This is a genomic window from Aurantiacibacter hainanensis (assembly GCF_036321025.1).
Taxonomy (GTDB): Bacteria; Pseudomonadota; Alphaproteobacteria; order Sphingomonadales; family Sphingomonadaceae; genus Alteraurantiacibacter; species Alteraurantiacibacter hainanensis.
The window spans coordinates 50,067-68,594 of sequence record NZ_JAZAPB010000001.1 but is presented as its reverse complement, the minus strand read 5'-3'; the positions used below and the strand labels follow the sequence as shown (position 1 = coordinate 68,594).

At 64.5% G+C, this 18,528-nt stretch carries 16 protein-coding genes and 1 tRNA gene; 9 read left to right on the top strand and 8 right to left on the bottom strand.

What is annotated here, in order from left to right:
* Positions 1–7 precede the first annotated feature (7 nt).
* From AAA989_RS00330 to AAA989_RS00310, 5 genes are all read right to left on the bottom strand, one after another.
* On the bottom strand, positions 8–1,939 hold the full coding sequence (locus tag AAA989_RS00330) for a S9 family peptidase (protein ID WP_338240403.1): 1,932 nt from the start codon (positions 1,937–1,939) through the stop codon (positions 8–10).
* Positions 1,940–1,961: 22 nt separating this feature from the next.
* Positions 1,962–3,326, bottom strand: a complete 1,365-nt coding sequence (gene accC / locus AAA989_RS00325) for an acetyl-CoA carboxylase biotin carboxylase subunit (RefSeq protein ID WP_338240402.1) — start codon at positions 3,324–3,326, stop codon at positions 1,962–1,964.
* Positions 3,327–3,336: 10 nt separating this feature from the next.
* Complete coding sequence (gene accB / locus AAA989_RS00320; protein ID WP_338240401.1) at positions 3,337–3,843, bottom strand: acetyl-CoA carboxylase biotin carboxyl carrier protein; 507 nt, start codon at positions 3,841–3,843, stop codon at positions 3,337–3,339.
* An 81-nt stretch (positions 3,844–3,924) separates the two neighbouring features.
* On the bottom strand, positions 3,925–4,359 hold the full coding sequence (gene aroQ, locus AAA989_RS00315) for a type II 3-dehydroquinate dehydratase (RefSeq protein ID WP_338240400.1): 435 nt from the start codon (positions 4,357–4,359) through the stop codon (positions 3,925–3,927).
* Positions 4,360–4,421: 62 nt separating this feature from the next.
* Positions 4,422–4,835 carry a holin family protein gene (locus AAA989_RS00310; RefSeq protein WP_338240399.1) on the bottom strand — a complete coding sequence of 138 codons (414 nt, stop codon included), beginning with the start codon at positions 4,833–4,835 and terminating at the stop codon, positions 4,422–4,424.
* A gap of 136 nt (positions 4,836–4,971) precedes the next feature.
* On the opposite strand from AAA989_RS00310, the gene AAA989_RS00305 reads away from it, so the two are divergent.
* The 6 genes from AAA989_RS00305 (at position 4,972) to AAA989_RS00280 (ending at position 13,500) form a co-directional block, all read left to right on the top strand.
* Complete coding sequence (locus AAA989_RS00305; protein ID WP_338240398.1) at positions 4,972–6,243, top strand: cytochrome b/b6 domain-containing protein; 1,272 nt, start codon at positions 4,972–4,974, stop codon at positions 6,241–6,243.
* Positions 6,244–6,292: 49 nt separating this feature from the next.
* Entirely contained in the window at positions 6,293–8,539 is a 2,247-nt protein-coding gene (gene scpA / locus AAA989_RS00300; protein WP_338240397.1) for a methylmalonyl-CoA mutase, read from the top strand.
* A gap of 18 nt (positions 8,540–8,557) precedes the next feature.
* Positions 8,558–9,847 carry an O-acetylhomoserine aminocarboxypropyltransferase gene (locus AAA989_RS00295; RefSeq protein ID WP_338240396.1) on the top strand — a complete coding sequence of 430 codons (1,290 nt, stop codon included), beginning with the start codon at positions 8,558–8,560 and terminating at the stop codon, positions 9,845–9,847.
* A complete protein-coding gene (locus tag AAA989_RS00290) occupies positions 9,847–11,856 on the top strand; it encodes an ATP-binding protein (protein ID WP_338240395.1) in 2,010 nt (669 codons plus the stop codon). The genes AAA989_RS00295 and AAA989_RS00290 overlap by 1 nt, the downstream gene beginning before the upstream one ends.
* A 185-nt stretch (positions 11,857–12,041) precedes the next feature.
* Positions 12,042–12,776: a carbonic anhydrase gene (locus AAA989_RS00285; RefSeq protein WP_338240394.1), complete on the top strand. Its 735-nt coding sequence runs from the start codon at positions 12,042–12,044 to the stop codon at positions 12,774–12,776.
* A 67-nt stretch (positions 12,777–12,843) separates the two neighbouring features.
* Positions 12,844–13,500, top strand: a complete 657-nt coding sequence (locus AAA989_RS00280) for a DUF2490 domain-containing protein (protein ID WP_338240393.1) — start codon at positions 12,844–12,846, stop codon at positions 13,498–13,500.
* A 20-nt stretch (positions 13,501–13,520) separates the two neighbouring features.
* Here the strand turns inward: AAA989_RS00280 and AAA989_RS00275 are convergent.
* Positions 13,521–13,597: transfer RNA gene (locus AAA989_RS00275), tRNA-Pro, on the bottom strand.
* Positions 13,598–13,773: 176 nt separating this feature from the next.
* Between AAA989_RS00275 and yajC the strand changes: the two genes are divergently transcribed.
* Genes yajC through secF form a run of 3 tightly spaced genes read left to right on the top strand, consistent with a single transcriptional unit; the run spans position 13,774 to position 16,708 of the window.
* Positions 13,774–14,094: a preprotein translocase subunit YajC gene (gene yajC, locus AAA989_RS00270; RefSeq protein WP_338240392.1), complete on the top strand. Its 321-nt coding sequence runs from the start codon at positions 13,774–13,776 to the stop codon at positions 14,092–14,094.
* Positions 14,095–14,116: 22 nt separating this feature from the next.
* Positions 14,117–15,715 carry a protein translocase subunit SecD gene (gene secD, locus AAA989_RS00265; protein WP_338240391.1) on the top strand — a complete coding sequence of 533 codons (1,599 nt, stop codon included), beginning with the start codon at positions 14,117–14,119 and terminating at the stop codon, positions 15,713–15,715.
* Between the two features lie 15 nt (positions 15,716–15,730).
* A complete protein-coding gene (gene secF / locus AAA989_RS00260) occupies positions 15,731–16,708 on the top strand; it encodes a protein translocase subunit SecF (RefSeq protein WP_338240390.1) in 978 nt (325 codons plus the stop codon).
* A 31-nt stretch (positions 16,709–16,739) separates the two neighbouring features.
* Here the strand turns inward: secF and AAA989_RS00255 are convergent, their stop codons facing one another.
* Positions 16,740–17,918, bottom strand: coding sequence for a glycosyltransferase (locus tag AAA989_RS00255; protein ID WP_338240389.1), 1,179 nt, complete (start codon positions 17,916–17,918; stop codon positions 16,740–16,742).
* A 13-nt stretch (positions 17,919–17,931) separates the two neighbouring features.
* A complete protein-coding gene (locus AAA989_RS00250; RefSeq protein WP_338240388.1) occupies positions 17,932–18,504 on the bottom strand; it encodes a helix-turn-helix domain-containing protein in 573 nt (190 codons plus the stop codon).
* Between the last annotated feature and the right edge of the window lie 24 nt (positions 18,505–18,528).

Genomic DNA, 18,528 nt, shown 5'->3' with positions numbered 1-18,528 from the left:
GTTCCCGTCAGTCCTGGTCCAGCAGGTTTTCGCGCACGAAAGTCAGGAAGGTCCAATAGTAGTAATCGGCGTTTTCCTTGCGTGCGAAACCATGACCCTCGTTCTCGGCGAGGAAATGCCACGCCTCGCGTCCGTTGTCGCGCACCGCCTGGATGACCTGATCGGCTTCCGATGCGGGAACGCGCGGATCGTTCGCGCCGGTCGCCACCAGCAAGGGTATGTCAAGCTCGTCGATCCGGGTCAGAGGGCTGATCTCGATCAGCTTGGCACGCTGTTCGGGGTCCCGCTCGTCGCCATATTCCACGCGGCGCAGGTCGCGGCGGTAATCCTCTGTATTCTCGAGGAAAGTGACGAAGCTGGAGATCGCGACGACGCAGGCGGCGGCATCGAAACGGTCGCCGTAGCGCAGGGCGCTGGCATAGCACATGTAGCCGCCGTAGCTGCCGCCGGTCACCATCATGCGCTCCGCGTCGATGGCGGGGTCCGCTTCAAGCACGTCGAGGAAGGCGCCGATATCCAGCACCGAGTTCTCGCGCTGGTAGGGACCGTTGTCGAGGCTGACGAAGCGCTTGCCGTAACCGGTGGAGCCGCGCACGTTGGGTTCGAAGATCGCCACGCCCCATTCGTTGATGAGGTAGTTGGCCCGGCCCTGGAAGCTGGCGGTGGACTGGCCTTCGGGGCCGCCGTGAATATCCACGATAAGCGGGCGCGGTCCGGGAAAGCGTTCAGGGTCCGGCCGATAGAGGAAGCCCGACATCGGTTCGCCGTCGAAGCTCTCGATCTCGACCAGTTCGGGCAGCACGTTGGCTGTCGGGTCGAGCCCGCCCGTCTCGCTGGTGGTCCAGCGGGTGAGTTCTAGTGTCTCCGGGTCGAGGCTGTAGGCATCGGACGATGCCTGGTTGGAACTGAAGGTGAAGCCGACTTCGCCCCAAGGTGCGATTTCGAATCCGCCAACGACGCCGGGCGGCAAGTCGGCCGTGCGGATCTCGCCGCTGGCGATGTCGTAGATCTTCAGCTGCGACCGGCCCGCCGCATTCACCTCGTAGGCGATGAAGCTGCCGTCGTCGGAGATATCGAATCCGGAAATGTCCCAGTCTTCTTCCACCACCGGCGTGAACGCGCCGGTTGCCGGGTCAAGCGTGCCCAGCCGCTTGAAATCGGAGCCCTGATCCGTCGACACCCACAGGCGACCATCGGGCGCATATTCCAGGCCGCTGAAGGCCATCGGGTTATCGGGATCGGTAATGCGGGTTTCCTCGCCCGTGGCGAGGTCGATCAGATAAAGCTCGATTTCCTGCACGGAGATATAGTTGATCACCAGCGCAGCGCTGTCGTCGGGCGTGAAGTCTGCCACGAACCAGCCGCCGCCCTGTCGCTCGGCCAGCACGCGGGTGGTGGAGGGATCGCGCGGATCCATGATGTAGAGATCGGTGTCGCGCCCGTTGCGCTTCGTCGAGCTGAAGGCGACCATCGATCCGTCGTTGGTCCACGCGCCGAGGCCGTTGCGGCTGGTGCCGTCTGTCAGCAGCGCCAGCTGACCGTTCTCGTAGCGGAAGATCTGGTCGAACTCGTTGCCGCCGATGTCCTTCGAGATGAGCAGTACGCTGCCGTCGGGCGAATAGCTGGCTCCCCCGACCGGCTCTTCCTCGAAGGTCATCTGCGTGCGCGCGCCGCCGGGCACGGCCACGCGGTGGACTTGCGCGGTGTCGGCAAAGCGGGTGGTCACGATCATCGAACGATCGCCTGCGTTCCAGCCGCTGAAGCCCGCGGTTCGGTATTCGAAATAGGGCCGCGTTTCTGCCGCCAGCGATTGCGGGATCGCGGGAATACCGTCTGCCACGATGGCAGCCGGCTTTTCCACGACCTGCCCGCCGTCGTCCTGCGCCAGAACCGGTGCGGAGAGCGACATGAGGGCGAGGGGCACGGCAATCCAACGCATAAGAGGCACTCCAGCTTTCAGGTCAGTTCTTGTCGGCAGGGGTCTCGCGTTCGGCCAGCCATTCCTCCAGCCACTTGATCGTGTAGTCACCGCTGAGGACGTCGGGTTGCCGCAGCAATTCCTGATGCAGTGGGATCGAGGTCTTCACGCCGGAAATCACCATTTCCTCAAGCGCCCGGCGCAGGCGCATGAGGCACCCCTCGCGAGTGCGACCGTAGACGATCAGCTTGGCGATCATGGAATCGTAGTAGGGCGGGATGGTGTAGCCGGCGTAGAGGCCGCTATCCACGCGAACGTGCATGCCGCCTGCAGCATGATAGTAATCGATCTTGCCGGGGCTGGGCGCGAAGGTGAACGGGTCCTCGGCATTGATGCGACATTCGATGGCATGGCCGGTGAAGCGGATATCCTCCTGCTTTACCGACAGATCCTTGCCGTCGGCGATGCGGATCTGTTCGCGCACCAGGTCCATTCCGGTGATCGCCTCGGTCACCGGATGCTCCACCTGCAGGCGGGTGTTCATCTCGATGAAGTAGAACTCACCGTTCTCCCACAGGAACTCGATCGTGCCCGCGCCGCGATACTGCATGTCGGCCATGGCGTTCGCCACGATGCCGCCCATGCGCATCCGCTCCTCCTGGGTGATGACAGGGCTGGGGGCTTCCTCGAACACCTTCTGGTGACGGCGTTGCAGTGAACAGTCGCGCTCGCCGAGGTGGATTGCATTCCCGCGCCCGTCGCCGAACACCTGGAATTCGATGTGACGCGGATTGCCGAGGTATTTTTCCAGGTACATGGTGTCGTCGCCGAACGCGGCCTTCGCCTCGTTCATGGCCTGCTTCACCAGCGGTTCCAGCTGCTCCTCGCTTGGCACGACCTTCATGCCGCGACCGCCGCCGCCCGCCGCCGCCTTGGCCAGCACCGGGTAGCCGATTTCCGCGGCGACTTCGCGCATCTCGTCGAAATCGGAAACCGCGCCGTCGCTTCCGGGCACCAGCGGCAGGCCCAGCGCACCGGCGGTCTTCTTGGCCTGCACCTTGTCGCCCATCGTGCGGATGTGTTCGGGTTTCGGGCCGATCCAGGCGATCGAGTGCGCTTCCACGATGTCCGCGAACTTGGCGTTTTCCGACAGGAAGCCATAGCCGGGATGGATCGCGTCGGCCCCGGTGATCTCCGCCGCGGAGATGATCGCGGCGTGGTTCAGGTAACTTTCGCTGGCAGGCGGCGGACCGATGCACACTGCATGGTCGGCCAGCCGCACGTGCATGGCCTCGGCATCGGCGGTGGAATGCACCGCCACCGTCTCGATACCCATCTCGTGCGCGGCGCGATGGATACGCAGCGCGATCTCTCCGCGATTGGCGATAAGGATGCGGGAAATGCCCATGACCGCGCCCCTACGCGACGATGACGAGCGGCTGGTCGAACTCGACCGGCTCGCCGTTGCCTATCAGCAAGTCCTTCACCGTGCCGTCCTTTGGCGCGGTAATCGGGTTCATCACCTTCATCGCTTCCACGATCAGCAAGGTATCGCCGGCCTTCACGGCGTCGCCCACCTTAACGAAGTCGGGCGATCCGGGATCGGGCGCGAGATAGGCGGTGCCCACCATCGGCGATTTCACCGCATTGGCGTGATCGACCGGCGCGGGCTGGGCGGGCTCGGCACTGCCCTGCTGATCCGCCGGGGCGTTCGCCGGAGCGGGCGCGGCCATGGCGGGAGCGGCGTAGGTGGCGGGCGCGGCGCTTGCCACGGACCCGCGCGACACGCGGATACGCCTGTCGTCGTCCTCCACCTCGATCTCGGTCAGACCGGTTTCGGCCAGGATATCGGCCAGTTCGCGCACCAGCGCGGTATCGACGTTCAGTCCACCCTTGCGGGCGGTTTTGCCCTTCGTTTCAGGCATGCAATCCCCATTCTGCGACCAATTTAGGCTGGCCTTGCGGGCTAGAGCCTGTCGGCCCGCAAGGCAAGTCTCACTGCGGGATCACAGCTTGGCAGCGGCATCCAGCGCCAGTTCGTAGCCGTAAGCGCCGAATCCGGAGATAGTACCGAGCGCCGCCATTCCGACATAGCTCTTGTGGCGATAGGCCTCGCGCGCGGCGGGGTTCGAGATGTGTACCTCTATCACCGGGGTCTTGAGCCCCTTGATGGCGTCATAGAGCGCCAGGCTGGTGTGCGTGAGGGCGCCCGCGTTGAGGATCACTGCCTTGGCGCCGACGGTCTGCGCTTCGTGCAACCAGTCGACCAGGTGTCCCTCGTGGTTGGACTGCCGCATCTCGATCTCGATACCGAGCGGCTTTGCGCGGTCCTCGAGCCGTCCGGCGATATCGTCGAGCGAATCCGCGCCGTATATATCGGGCTCTCGCACGCCGAGGAGGTTGAGGTTGGGTCCGTTGAGTACAAATATCGTGTCGGTCATGCACCAGCCCTTAGCCGCCCGGACCCGGCGCGGCCAAGGGCTGATTGCGGCAAATCGGGCGGTTATTTCTCCACGCTCTTGATCTTGCCCCACTGGCGCGCCGCCGTGTAACCGAGGTAGCCTGTGCCGAACAGCGCGTAGAGCGGCTCGGGAAGCCCGCCCAGATAATCGTTCATTCCGCGCGCAATATCCTGCGCGGTGGTAGGGGCAAAGGCGGACAGCACGCCCATCGGCAGGGCCGTGAGAAGCAGCACGTACATCACGTAGAGGAAGCTCGGCCGGGCGCGGCTGGTCCACGGATCGGATGAATTCGCCTCCGCCACGATGGCCGAAAGCCGCGCCTCGATCTGCTGCATTTCCTGCGTTCCTTCGAGCTTGATAAGCTCGATCTTGGCGCGTTCGCGCGCTTCCTTGTCGGGAATGACCTTGTCGATGATGGAGGCGATGGGACCGATAAGCGATTCGATGATGGCCATGTACTTGATTCCGCTTGCTGTTGGAGTCGCGGGCGGCTGTGAACCGCGCCGGATCGTGTAGGAAAGCGGTTGCGCGCGGGATTGATCGCGACGCCGTGATGGGCGACACCGGCGCGAGACGACCGGGAGGCAAGTTTTGAGCGAGGCACAACGCTATTCCAAGGGGGCCATCGTCCTCCACTGGCTGATCGCACTTGCCCTGGCGGGAGAGATCGCGCTGGGCTTCGCCATGCCCAAGGATGCCAGCGGGTTTGCCGAATACCAGCTGCACAAGTCCATCGGCATCACCATCCTGGCGCTCAGCCTGGTGCGGCTGGGCTGGCGTTTCACCCATGCCCGCCCGCCCCGACTGGAGGGCGGCTTTGCCGGTTTCTTGGCGAGCGCGGTGCACGTGGGTTTCTACGTCTTCATGATCGCCATGCCGCTGACCGGCTGGGCAATGGTGTCCACCGACTCCCTGAACGTGCCGACCATCCTTTTCGGGGTGGTGGAACTGCCGCACCTGCCGCTGGCGGACGGGTGGAACGACCTGGCCGAGGAATCGCACGAATGGCTGGCCTGGGGCGGCCTGGCGCTGTTCGTGCTGCACGTTGCCGGCGCGCTGCGGCATCATTTCCTCATGGATGACGGCCTGCTGGCGCGGATGACTTTCGACGGCAAGGGCGACCGTGCCATTGCCGCAGGCGGGGCGATCGTTGCCGTCGGGCTTATCGTGCTCTTCTCGGTGGCGCAGGATCGCGAACTAGCGATCGAGGAGCCGCAGGAGGCGGTCGAACCGGCGCAGACGCCCGAACTCTCGTCATCGCCCACATCCGAAGCCGGGGAGGACGAAATCGTCGAGGAAGAATCCGAACCCGACGAGCAGACCGAGTCCGAAGCCGCGGAAGAGACAGAGCAGGAAGTCGTCGAACCTGCCGGGCCGCCGCCAAGCTGGGCGATCCAGCCCGGCGGCTCCCTGCGGTTCAGCGTCGACAACGCCGGCAATGCGCTCAATGGCAGCTTCGCCAACTGGCGCGGCGATATCGTGATGGACCCGGATGCGCCCGAAACGGCGCGGATTTCCATCACCGTGAACCTCGCCAGCGCCACGCTGGGCGATGCCACGCAGGACGACATGCTGAAAAGCGGCGATTTCTTCAATACGTCGGCCTTCCCGCAGGCCACCTGGCGCAGCACCAGCGTGCGACGGGTCTCGGGCAATCGCTACGAAGCGGACGGGACGCTGTCTCTGAAAGGGGCCAGCCGCCCGCAGCGCATCACATTCACTCTGAACGGCAGCGGGAACCGACGTTCGGTGCAAGGCAACGCGTCGATAGACCGCAATGCCTTCTCCGTCGGAACCGGGTCCAGCGCCGAAAACCTGGCAGGGACAGTACGGGTCAGCTTCACGTTCGATGCAACCTCCTGATCATGCTGCGCGTTGAAACCCCGCGCGGCGTCTGTATGAGGCTTTTCACATGAGTGAAGAAAACACGTTCGAAGACTGGCAGGCGAAGGCCGACAAGGAAGTGAAGGGCCGTGACCTGACCTGGCACACGCCGGAAGGTATCGCGGTGAAACCGCTGTACACGGCAGGCGATGCCGAGGGCCTCGATCCCGGCCTGCCGGGTTTCGCGCCATTCACGCGTGGCCCCTATGCCAGCATGTACACCGGCCGTCCGTGGACGATCCGGCAGTACGCGGGTTTCTCCACCGCCGAGGAATCGAACGCCTTCTATCGGCGCAATCTCGCCGCCGGACAGAAGGGCCTGTCCGTCGCTTTCGACCTGGCGACCCACCGCGGCTACGACTCGGACCATCCGCGCGTTCGCGGCGACGTGGGCAAGGCGGGCGTCGCCATCGACACCGTGCGCGACATGGAAATCCTGTTCGATCAAATCCCGCTCGACGAGATGAGCGTCTCCATGACGATGAACGGGGCGGTGATCCCGGTGATGGCGTTCTACATCGTCGCGGCGGAACGTTCGGGAGTCAGCCAGGAAAAGCTGAGCGGCACCATCCAGAACGATATCCTCAAGGAGTTCATGGTCCGCAACACCTACATCTATCCGCCCGAGCCTTCGATGCGGATCGTTTCGGACATCATCGCCTACACCAGCCAGCACATGCCGCGCTTCAATTCGATCTCGATCAGCGGCTATCACATGCACGAGGCCGGAGCGACGGCGCTGCAGGAACTCGCCTTCACCATTGCCGACGGCAAGGAATACGTGAAGCGCGCCATGGCGACAGGCCTCGACATCGATGCCTTCGCGCCGCGCCTGTCGTTCTTCTGGGGCATCGGCATGAACTTCTTCATGGAGATCGCCAAGATGCGGGCGGGCCGGGTGCTGTGGCACGACATCATGGACGAGCTGGGCGCGCAGAACCCCAAGTCCAAGATGCTGCGCACGCACTGCCAGACCTCCGGCGTCAGCCTGCAGGAGCAGGACCCCTACAACAACGTGATCCGCACCACGCTGGAGGCGCTGGCCGCGGTGCTGGGCGGTACCCAGTCGCTGCACACCAACGCGCTGGACGAGGCGCTGGCGCTGCCCACGGATTTCTCCGCCCGTATCGCGCGCAACACCCAGCTGGTGATCGAGGAAGAAAGCGGCGTGACCAATGTCGCGGACCCGCTGGGCGGCAGCTATTACATCGAGAACCTGACCAACGAGCTGGTCGAGAAGGCTCGCGCCCTGATTGCCGAAGTGGACGAAATGGGCGGCATGACGGCCGCCGTCGCGTCGGGCATGCCCAAGGCGCGGATCGAGGAAGCGGCGGCGGAAAAGCAGACGAGGATCGACAAGGGCGAGACGGTGATTGTCGGGGTGAACAAGTATCGCCTGGACGAGGAAGCGCACATCGACACGCTGGATATCGACAACCACAAGGTGCGCCAGAGCCAGATCGAACGGATCGAGAAGGTCCGCCGCAACCGTGACGAGGAAGCGGTGAAGGCCGCGCTCGCCAGGCTGACGCGCGGCGCGCAGGTCGACCGGGCCGACAACGAGGCCAGGCTTGCCGAGGGCCGCGACGAACGCGGCGTGCCCCTGCCGCCTTCGGAGATGGCCAAGCTGGCCGCCGACAACGAGACGAACCTGCTGGCGCTGGCGGTGGAAGCCGCGCGCGCCGATGCGACGCTGGGCGAGATCTCGCAGGCGATGGAACAGGCCTTCGGTCGCTATGACACCAAGCCCTCGCCGGTGATCGGCGTCTATTCGCGCGCCTACGAGGGCGATGCGCGCTACAAGGCCGTGACCGAAGGGGTGGAGGCGGTTGGACGGCAGCTGGGCCACGCCCCGCGCATCCTGGTCGCCAAGATGGGCCAGGACGGGCACGACCGGGGCGCCAACGTAATCGCCAGTGCCTTTGCCGACATGGGCTTCAAGGTGATTTCAGGCCCGCTGTTCCAGACCCCCGAGGAAGCGGCGAAAACGGCGCTTGAGAACGAGGTGGACGCGGTCGGCGCAAGCTCGCTGGCGGCAGGCCACAAGACGCTGATCCCCGAACTGATCGGCCACCTGAGGGACGCAGGCCGTTCGGACATCAAGGTGGTTGCAGGCGGCGTGATCCCGCCGCAGGACTACGATTTCCTCAAGAAGGCCGGCGTGCAGGGCATCTACGGCCCCGGCACCAATGTGGTGGAAGCTGCGGCGGACCTGCTGCGCCTGCTCGGCCACAACATGCCGCCCTCGGGCGAAGAACTCGACGCAGCCGAATAAACCGGAGGGGATTGAATAATGGCCGACCACAGGATCGAAACGCTCACCATCCACGCGGGCCAGCAGCCCGATCCCACCACCAATGCGCGGATCACGCCGATCTACCAGACCGCGAGCTACGTCTTCAACGATGCCGAGCACGCCGCGAACCTGTTCGCGCTCAAGGAATTCGGCAACATCTACAGCCGCATCATGAACCCCACCAACGATGCGCTGGAGCAGAAGATCGCCGCGCTCGAAGGCGGGGTGGGCGCTTTGGGTGTCGCTTCGGGTCACGCGGCGCAGCTCGTGGCGTTCCACACGCTGATGGAGCCGGGCTGCAACATCGTGGCGGCGAAGAAGCTGTATGGCGGCTCGCTCAACCAGATGGGAGAGTCGTTCAAGAAATTCGGCTGGGAAACCCGCTTCGTCGACACCGACGACGTCGAGAACGTGCGAAATGCAATGGATGACAAGACGCGCTGCGTCTTCATCGAAAGCCTCGCCAATCCGGGCGGCGTCGTCACCGATATCCAGGCGATAGCCGATATCGCGCATGATGGCGGCGTGCCGCTGATCGTGGACAACACCATGGCCAGCCCGGCGCTATGTCGCCCCATCGAGCACGGCGCGGATATCATCACGCATTCGACCACCAAGTTCCTGAACGGCCACGGCAACGCCATCGGCGGCGTTATCGTCGACAGCGGCAAGTTCGACTGGAAGGCACAGGGCGACAAGTTCCCCAGCCTGACGCAGCCCAACGGCAGCTATCACGGCGCGGTGCTGGTCGATGCGCTTGAGCCCATCGGCCCGATCGCCTTCATCATCGCCTGCCGCGTGCTGGGCCTGCGCGACCTTGGCCCGGCGCTTGCGCCCCAGAACGCCTGGCTGGCGCTGACCGGCATGGAAACGCTGGCCCTGCGCATGGAACGCCACTGCGACAACGCGCTGGCCGTGGCCAAGTGGCTGCAGGATCACCCGAAGATCGAGTGGGTCAGCTATGCGGGCCTGGAAGACAACAAGTACAAGCCGCTCGCCGACAAGTACCTTGGCGGCAAGGGCGGGGCGGTGTTCACCTTCGGCGTGAAGGGCGGCTACGAGGCTGGCGTGAAGCTGGTGCAGGGAGTGGAACTGTTCAGCCACCTCGCCAACATCGGCGACACCCGCTCGCTGATCATTCACCCGGCCTCGACCACGCACAGCCAGCTTGAAGGCGACGCGCTGGTTGCGGCTGGCGCCGGGCCGGACGTTGTGCGCATTTCCGTCGGCATCGAGCATGTCGACGATATCATTGCCGATCTCGAGAAAGGCCTCGCAAACCTCTGATGTTCAAGAAAATCCTCATCGCCAACCGTGGCGAGATCGCGTGCCGGGTCATCAAGACGGCCAAGGCCATGGGTATCCAGACGGTTGCAGTCTATTCCGATGCCGATGCCCGCGCGCCGTTCGTGCAGATGGCGGACGAGGCGGTGCATATCGGTCCGCCACCCGCCAACGAGTCCTACCTGCTCGCCGACAAGATCATCGCGGCCTGCAAGCAGACCGGCGCCGAGGCGGTGCATCCTGGCTATGGCTTCCTTTCCGAGCGCGCCAGCTTCGTGGAAGCGCTGGAGAAGGAGAACATCACCTTCATCGGTCCGCCCGCGAGCGCGATTGCGGCGATGGGTGACAAGATCGAGTCCAAGAAGCTCGCCAAGCAAGCGGGCGTCAACACCGTGCCCGGCTCCGAGGATGCCATCGACACCACAGAGGAGGCGCTGAAGGTCTCCAATGAGATCGGCTACCCGGTGATGATGAAGGCCAGCGCGGGCGGCGGCGGCAAGGGCATGCGCCTCGCCTGGACCGACAAGGAAGTGAAGGAAGGTTTCGAGGCGACCAAGCGCGAAGGCCTCAACTCCTTCGGCGATGATCGCGTCTTCATCGAGAAGTTCATTCAGGACCCGCGCCATATCGAGATCCAGGTGCTGGGCGACAAGCACGGCACGGTGCTCTACCTCAACGAGCGCGAATGCAGCATCCAGCGCCGCCACCAGAAGGTGGTGGAGGAAGCACCTTCCCCCTTCGTAACGCCGGAAATGCGCCGCAAGATGGGCGAGCAGGCCGTCGCGCTCAGCAAGGCCGTGGGCTACTATTCGGCGGGCACCGTGGAGCTGATCGTCAGCGGCGCGGACCCGACCGGCGAGAGCTTCTACTTCCTCGAGATGAACACCCGCCTGCAGGTAGAGCATCCCGTCACCGAGGCGATCACCGGCACCGACCTCGTCGAGCAGATGATCCGCGTCGCCGCTGGCGAAAAGCTGCCGATGACGCAGGACGATATCGGCATCGACGGCTGGGCCATCGAGAACCGCATCTACGCCGAAGACCCCTATCGCGGCTTCCTGCCGAGCACCGGGCGACTTGTGCGCTACTCCACCTCGGTCGAACCCTGGGCGGGCGACCTGCGCGGCGTCGACAGCGTGCGCTTCGATTCGGGCGTGCAGGAAGGCGGCGAGGTGTCGATCTTCTACGACCCGATGATCGCCAAACTGGTGACATGGGGCAAGACGCGCGACGAGGCGGCTGACCTGCAGATCAAGGCGCTGGACGCGGTCGAGCTGGAAGGCCTCGGCCACAACGTCGATTTCCTCTCCGCGCTGATGCAGCACCCGCGCTTCCGCAGCGGCGAGCTCACCACCGGCTTCATTGCCGAGGAATATCCCGAAGGCTTCGAAGGCGCGGCGACCAGCGAGGAGCGTACCCGCGTGATCGCGGCCATCGCTGCCGGGATCGAGTTCACCTACCAGGCCCGCCAGCGCCAGATCAGCGGCCAGCTCGACGGGCCGCTGCCGGTAACGCCCGCATGGATCGTGCGCGTGGATGGCGAGGATCACATGGTTACGCTGGGCGAGGGCCACGCCATGGTCGATGGGCACAAGGTGGAAGGGCATTGCGATTGGCAGCCGGGCCAGCGGACCGCCACGGCCACGCAGCCTGGCGGGCCGACGCTGGGCCTTGTCGTCACGCGCGAGCGCCCGAGCTGGAAAATCAACACCCACGGTCGCACCTACACCGCGCGCGCCCTTCCAGCCCGACTGGCGGAGCACGCCGATCACATGATCGAGAAGGAGCCGCCGGACTTTTCCAAGATGCTGCTCTGCCCGATGCCCGGCCTGCTGGTGAAACTGCACGTGGGCGAGGGGGACCAGGTGGAAACCGGCCAGCCGCTGGCCACGGTGGAAGCGATGAAGATGGAAAACATCCTGCGCGCCGAGAAGTCGGGGACCGTCTCCAGCATCAATGCCGAGGAAGGCGAGACGCTGGTGGTGGACGCGGTGATCCTGGAACTGGAGTGACACGGGACTTGGTCCAGTCTTGAAAATGCTGGCCAAGGCAATATTATATCACGCGCGGATACCGGGCCCCTCTGGCGGGTGGCATTAGCCACACGTGATGTCGGACCGCATCGGACAGCCGATGCAGTTTGACGGGGGCCGACCTCCTCCAATCGCATCGGCGGTAGAGAAGAGGAGTAACCCAATTGACTACACGCAGGAATTTCATCGGCGGGCTGGGAGCAGCCAGTGCCGCCACCCTAGTCGCCACCAACACCGCCGTGGCGCAGGACAGCACGGGCGGAATGACGCCGGCGCCGCCTGCCACGGACCTGACCCCGCAGCAGGCGCTCGACCTGCTGCGCGAAGGCAACACCGCCTTCCTTCGCGGGGAACAGACCCGCGTGCTCACCAGCGCCCAGCGGCGGCTGGACCTGGCTCGCGGCCAGTCCCCGTTTGCCGCCTACGTCACCTGCTCCGACAGCCGCGTGCCGCCGGAACTGCTGTTCGGTCGCGGGCTGGGTGAACTGTTCATCATCCGCAACGCCGGCAACACCGTGGATACGGTCGCGCTCGGTTCGATCGAATATGCCGTCGCCCAGCTGAAGACGCCGCTGGTCGTCGTGATGGGTCACGAGAGTTGCGGCGCTGTGGACGCGGCCACCAAGGTGGTGACCGAGAATGCGACGTTCCCCGGCTCCATCGGCCCGATGGTGGAGCCGATCATCCCGGCCGTGCTGAGCGTTCGGGACGAACCGGGCGATCTGCTGGACAATTCGGTTCGCGCCAATGTGCGCCGCGTCGTGAACCAGCTGCGCAACCAGACCGATCCGATCATGCTCGATCCGCAGCGTGAGGGGAATCTGTGGGTGGTGGGCGCCTACTACCACCTCGATACCGGCGAGGTGGACTTCTTCGATCTGCCCGAAGGCGCGGAGTAAGAAACGCCGCGGACACAGGGGCCGGGTCGCTCGCGCGATCCGGCCCTTTTTCCAGGGAGTATGAGAGATGACACGCACTCGTTTCCTCTGGGTCATCGGCGGTTGCGCCGCGTTTCTTGCCGCCGGTCCCGCCCATGCAGGCGAGGATTTCGAACTCTGGCTCAACCCATCGATCTCATATGACCTCGATTCCGATACGGCGGTTAAACTCGAAACCGCGCAGCGTTTCCGGTCCGCGGGAAATGACCGGGTGGATACCTATTTCGCCCGCGCGTGGCTTTCTCAGCGGGTTGCGCAGGGGCTGACGCTGTCCGGCGCGGTGGAGCGGCGCGTCAACGATGGCGGCAACGATGAAACCCGTCTGATGCAGCAACTGACTACCAGCCACGGCATTCTGCGCACGCGGCTGCGGCTGGAGCAGCGATTCGTGGATAATCGCGATGGCCGCATGGGTCTCCGGCTGCGTCCTCGCGCAGGCGTTGCGATTCCCGTGACGGATCGCCTGAGCTTCGGCACGGACGCGGAACTGTTCTGGACCCTTCGCGGCACGAGCCCCGGCGGCGATACGGGTATCACCGGCCTTCGCACCCAGGCGGGCTTCGATTACGCAATCACCGAGAATCTTGAGATCGGGCTGACCTACCTTCGGCAGCAGGATTTCGAGGACAACGGACCTGACGAGATCGGCCACGCCCCGCTGATCGGGGTGGAATTCGCGTTCTGAAGATTGGAGACAAGGTCCACTGGTCGGGAAGACAGGATTCGAACCTGCGACCCCCACACCCCCAGTGTGATGCGCTACCAGGCTGCGCTACTTCCCGAGACCAGTGGAGAGCGGCCCTATAGTTTGGCATCGCGCTGCTGGCAACCACCTCGATTGCCTCAATTTGCCAATGCTGCTAGGCGCGCCAGCCATGTGCCGGAGAGGGGGCGCGACTTGAACCTCGCTGCGGCCTCCCCACAATACTGATCAACTGCTCGGGATGGACTTCGTTTGATGCTTGATATTCTCGCCGCCGCTTCTGCCGGTGATGCCCCTCCGGGATGGCTGCAGTTCCTGCCTATCGTCGGCATGATCCTGATCTTCTGGTTCCTGCTGTTCCGTCCGCAGATGAAGCGCGCGAAGGAGCACCAGGAAAAGGTGTCTAGCCTGAAGAAGAACGACCAGGTGGTGACCGCCGGCGGGATCGTGGGCAAGGTGACCAAGGTGGACGACACCTATGCAGAGGTCGAGATTGCGCAGGGTACCCGTATCAAGGTGGTCAAGAGCACCATTGGCGACATCCTGAAGCCGGGCGGCAAGCCCGCGAACGACTGATCCGGACTGCGAATAGCTGACAATGCTCGATTTTCCCCTCTGGAAGCGCCTATCGCTCTGGGCCATCACCTTGTTGCTGGCCCTGCTGGCGCTTCCCTCTATCGCCACGCTGTCCGGTATCGATGCGCCCGACGCACTTGAGGGCTACGAGGTCAATCTTGGCCTCGACCTTGCAGGCGGCAGCCACATCCTGCTGGAAGCAGATCCCTCGCAGGTGGCCAGCCAGCGACTGGAGACAATGGAAGAAGCGGTGCGCGAGGAACTGCGCGAAGCAGAACCGCGCATCGGTATCGGCGATGTATCGACCGCGAACGGTCGCCTTTCCTTCATTCTGGAAGATCCCGGCGAAATCGATCGCGCCCGCGAGATACTGACTCCGCTGATGAACGGCTCGGGCCTGGTGCGCGAGTGGGATTTGTCCGTGCTCGACGGCAACCGCATCGTGCTGACGCAGACCGAACAGGGCCTCGACCAGGCCGTGAGCGATGCGATGGAATCGGCCACCGACGTGGTTCGCCGCCGTATCGACGATCTCGGCACGCGTGAGCCCACCATCATCCGCCAGGGCGACAACCGCATCGTGGTGCAGGTGCCGGGTCTTGAGGATCCGGACCAGCTGAAGGAACTGCTGGGCCAGACGGCGCGACTGGAATTCAAGCTGGTCGACACCAACGCCCTTCCTAGCGACATCGCGCAAGGTATCGCCAATCCCGGCAGCGAGCTGGTGCCCTATGCCGAGGACAGCGATTTTGCCGGACAGTTCGAGGCGGTGGAGCGGCTTGGCGGGATTCGCGGCGACAGCCTGACAAATGCGCAGCAGGGGTTCGACCAGCAGACCAACGAACCGATCGTCTCGATCCAGTTCGACGCCCAGGGCGGAGCGCGCTTCGCCCAGCTTTCGACCGAGAATGTCGGCGAACGCTTTGCCATCATCCTCGATGACGAGGTGATCTCCGCGCCGCAGTTCAACGAACCGATCCTCTCGGGCAGCGCGCAGATTTCCGGCGGCTTCACCGTGGAAAGCGCCAACGCGCTGGCGATCTCGCTGCGCTCTGGTGCCTTGCCGGTTGACCTGACCATCATCGAGGAACGCACCGTCGGCCCGGACCTCGGCCGCGACTCGATCGTCGCGGGCGCGGTGGCCATGGGCATCGGTTCTGCCCTCGTCGTGTTCCTGATGATCTCCACCTATGGTCGCTTCGGCGTCTACGCCACCGTGGCGCTCGCGTTCAACGTGCTGATGGTGCTGGGCATCATGGCCTTCATGAACACCACGCTGACCTTGCCGGGCATCGCGGGTTTCGTGCTGACCGTGGGCGCGGCGGTGGACGCCAACGTGCTTATCAACGAGCGCATGCGCGAGGAACGAAGGCGAGGGCGGCGCGTGGTCGCCGCGGTGGAGAACGGCTACAAGGAAGCCAGCCGCGCCATCTACGACGCCAACGTCACCAACTTCATCGCCGGTGTGCTGCTGTTCCTGTTCGGCAGCGGCCCGATCCGCGGCTTCGCCGTGGTGCTGATCATCGGCCTGTTCACCTCGGTGTTCACCGCGGTGACGCTCACCCGCATGTGGGTCGCGGGCTGGCTTCGTGCCAAGCGCCCCGCCGAAATCCACGTGTAAGGGGAGGGAAACGACATGAAACTTCTGAAACTCGTCCCCGATACCACCAACATCAAGTTCCTGAAATGGCGCGTGCCGTTCTACGTGGTCAGCCTGCTGCTGATTGCGGCAAGCTGGGGCCTGGTATGGGCCAACGGCCTGAATTACGGCGTCGATTTCGCCGGCGGACAGGAAATCACCGGCACCTTCACGCAGGAAGAAGAAGCTCCCATTGGCGAGCTGCGCGAGACGGTAAGCACGCTGGGGCTGGGCGATCCGGTGATCCAGCGGTTCGGTGAGGCCAACCAGGTCTCCATCCGCGTCCGCCTGCCCGAAAGCGCAGAAGGCGATCCGGCGGCGGCCAATCGCATTGCCACCCAGATCATCGACACGGTTACGGCCGAGCACCAGGATTTCCGCGTCGATTCGAACAACACCGTCTCGGGCAAGGTTTCGGGGGAATTCCGCCAGACCGCGCTCTACGCGCTGCTGTTCGCGATGCTGGCCATCGCCGCCTACATCTGGATCCGCTTCGAATGGCAGTTCGGCGTGGGCGCGCTGTTCGCGCTGTTCCACGACGTCAGCCTGACGCTGGGCATGTTCGCGCTGTTCCAGCTGGAATTCAGCCTGCAGATCATCGCCGCGATCCTGGCGATCATCGGGTACTCGCTGAACGATACGATCGTCGTCTACGACCGCATTCGCGAGAACCTGAAGAAATATCGCAAGATGCCGCTGCCCGAACTGCTCGACCTGTCGGTGAACGAGACGCTGGCGCGTACCGTGATGACCAGCCTCACGCTGCTCGTCGCACTGGTGCCGCTGTTGTTCTTCGGCCCGGCCAGCCTGTTCGGCATGGTCGCCGCGATCGTGCTGGGCGTGTTCGTGGGTACCTATTCCTCGGTCTACATGGCCGCACCGATCCTGGTGTGGCTGGGCGTGACCAGCGACAGCTTCGTTCCGGAGGAATCGGTGGCCGACCAGCAGGACAAGAAGGCGCGCGGAGAAATCTGACGGATGGCGTCCTCCCGTCAGCGGGAGGGCGTCAGTCGATGAGCCTGGCGTAAATGTCGGCCAGTGCCTTTGCGTTCGCTTCCCAGCTGAATGCCTCGACACTTCGCGCCACGTCGGCTGGAGCGTATCCCGCCGCCAGCACCTCGCGCACTCCCGTGACGATCGCCTCGACATCGCGCGCCACGATCCGCCCGGCTTCGGGCCGCGATACAAGCTCGCGCGCGCCGCCGGCGTCGGTGATGACCAGCGGCGTGCCGCAGGCGAGCGATTCCACCCAGGCGTTGGCCAGTCCTTCGCTGGACGAGGGCATGACCAGGGCATCGCTGGCGCTCAGCACAGTCGGCAATTCGCCGTGGTCGAGGCTGCCGAGAAAATGCACGCGCCGCGACAGATCCAGTTCCAGCGCCAGTTCTGTCAGCGCGGCGCGGTCTCCGCCGCTGCCCACCAGAACCAGGTGGGCATCGGGCAACCTGGCCAGCGCGCGGATCACGAAATGCTGCCCCTTTCGCGGTATCAGCGCGCCGACCGTCGCCAGCAGCGGCGCGTCATCCTCGAGTCGAACGTTGTAGTCCTCTGCCAGCTTTCGACGGCTGTCCCCACGGTCGAGCGGGCGAAAGAGTTCGCGGTCCAGCCCGGTGTAATGCACCGCGATCTTCTCGCCAGGAAAGCCGAGCTGCACCATGTCGGCCTTCAGCGCCTCGCTCACTGCAAGCAGTCCCGAAGCCTGATCGGCGGCAGCCAGCATCTTTTCCAGCGCATAGGCCTTCTGGCCCCAGTGCTGGATATCTGCTCCGCGCGCCTTGATCGCCAAGGGCAGTCCCAAGTCCTCCGCGATCTGCGCCGCAGCGGGTCCGTCCGGATAGAAGAATTGCGCATCGACGAGGGCGAAGGGCTCCTCCTCGTGCAGCCTGCGGGCAATCGGCAGTGCGGCTTTCACGATCATTCCCGGATTGAAGGGGCCGCCCACGGCCGGGATGAGGGTGAAGCGGGGCCGCCGCACGTCCACGCCGCCTTCCTCGCCAGAAATCGCCGCTTCGGCCTGCGCCCGATACCGACCCATCGGGAAGGGCGGCACGCCGATGGGGTTGATGACGGTGACGTCCCAGCCCCCGTGCGCGGCCAAGGCCTCCATCTGCCGCGCGACGAAGGTGCCGAAACGCGGCAGGTGAATGTTTGGGTAAAGCGTCGTTATGGAGAGCAGCCGGGGCATGGTGCGCAGGGCCCTATAGCTTTCTCACCAGCATTTCGGCCACGGCCAGCCACGCGGGATTATCGATGACGATCTGCCGTTGACCGATGCCCGGCGGAAGCAGGCCGACCATCGTGCCCTGCCTGTCGATCAGCCGCCCGAATGCGAACCGGCCGCCCGACCGCGGGGCCAGGACGTCGCGATTGACCAGGTTGGCCGCCTCGTCCGGCGATACCTGGCGCATCCATAGCTGGTCGCCGCTGCGGTATTCGCCCTGGCTTGTCTCGATGGAAAGGCACACCAGCGCGTCACCGTCCACCAGCTCTGTCGGAAGAATCGCGTCGCGCGGGCTGGAGAGGCTTTCCGCGCCGGCCTCCGTCAACCGGGCGATGATCTGCGTCTGTTGCCCGCCTTCGCCTTTCACCAGGGTTTCCGGATCGACGCCGAGGGCTTCCCCGATGCGGTTCATCCAGGTCAGCGAGAGGTTGCGCATGCCCGTTTCGAGCCGACCGATGGTCTGCGCCGTGGTGGCGGGGCGGCAGGCGGCGGCGACTTCGGCAAGGGTCATGCCCTTCTGCTTGCGGATGTCGCGGATGCGGTTGATCATGGGCTCACTCGTAACAGGTTTAAC

Coding starts and splice junctions, on each gene's coding strand:
- accC (WP_338240402.1), bottom strand. CDS start 3,326: ATGGGCATTTCCCGCATCCTTATCGCCAATCGCGGAGAGATCGCGCTG.
- scpA (WP_338240397.1), top strand. CDS start 6,293: ATGAGTGAAGAAAACACGTTCGAAGACTGGCAGGCGAAGGCCGACAAG.
- AAA989_RS00280 (WP_338240393.1), top strand. CDS start 12,844: ATGACACGCACTCGTTTCCTCTGGGTCATCGGCGGTTGCGCCGCGTTT.
- accB (WP_338240401.1), bottom strand. CDS start 3,843: ATGCCTGAAACGAAGGGCAAAACCGCCCGCAAGGGTGGACTGAACGTC.
- AAA989_RS00330 (WP_338240403.1), bottom strand. CDS start 1,939: ATGCGTTGGATTGCCGTGCCCCTCGCCCTCATGTCGCTCTCCGCACCG.
- AAA989_RS00310 (WP_338240399.1), bottom strand. CDS start 4,835: ATGGCCATCATCGAATCGCTTATCGGTCCCATCGCCTCCATCATCGAC.
- AAA989_RS00255 (WP_338240389.1), bottom strand. CDS start 17,918: ATGCCCCGGCTGCTCTCCATAACGACGCTTTACCCAAACATTCACCTG.
- AAA989_RS00295 (WP_338240396.1), top strand. CDS start 8,558: ATGGCCGACCACAGGATCGAAACGCTCACCATCCACGCGGGCCAGCAG.
- AAA989_RS00250 (WP_338240388.1), bottom strand. CDS start 18,504: ATGATCAACCGCATCCGCGACATCCGCAAGCAGAAGGGCATGACCCTT.
- secD (WP_338240391.1), top strand. CDS start 14,117: ATGCTCGATTTTCCCCTCTGGAAGCGCCTATCGCTCTGGGCCATCACC.
- yajC (WP_338240392.1), top strand. CDS start 13,774: ATGCTTGATATTCTCGCCGCCGCTTCTGCCGGTGATGCCCCTCCGGGA.
- aroQ (WP_338240400.1), bottom strand. CDS start 4,359: ATGACCGACACGATATTTGTACTCAACGGACCCAACCTCAACCTCCTC.
- secF (WP_338240390.1), top strand. CDS start 15,731: ATGAAACTTCTGAAACTCGTCCCCGATACCACCAACATCAAGTTCCTG.
- AAA989_RS00290 (WP_338240395.1), top strand. CDS start 9,847: ATGTTCAAGAAAATCCTCATCGCCAACCGTGGCGAGATCGCGTGCCGG.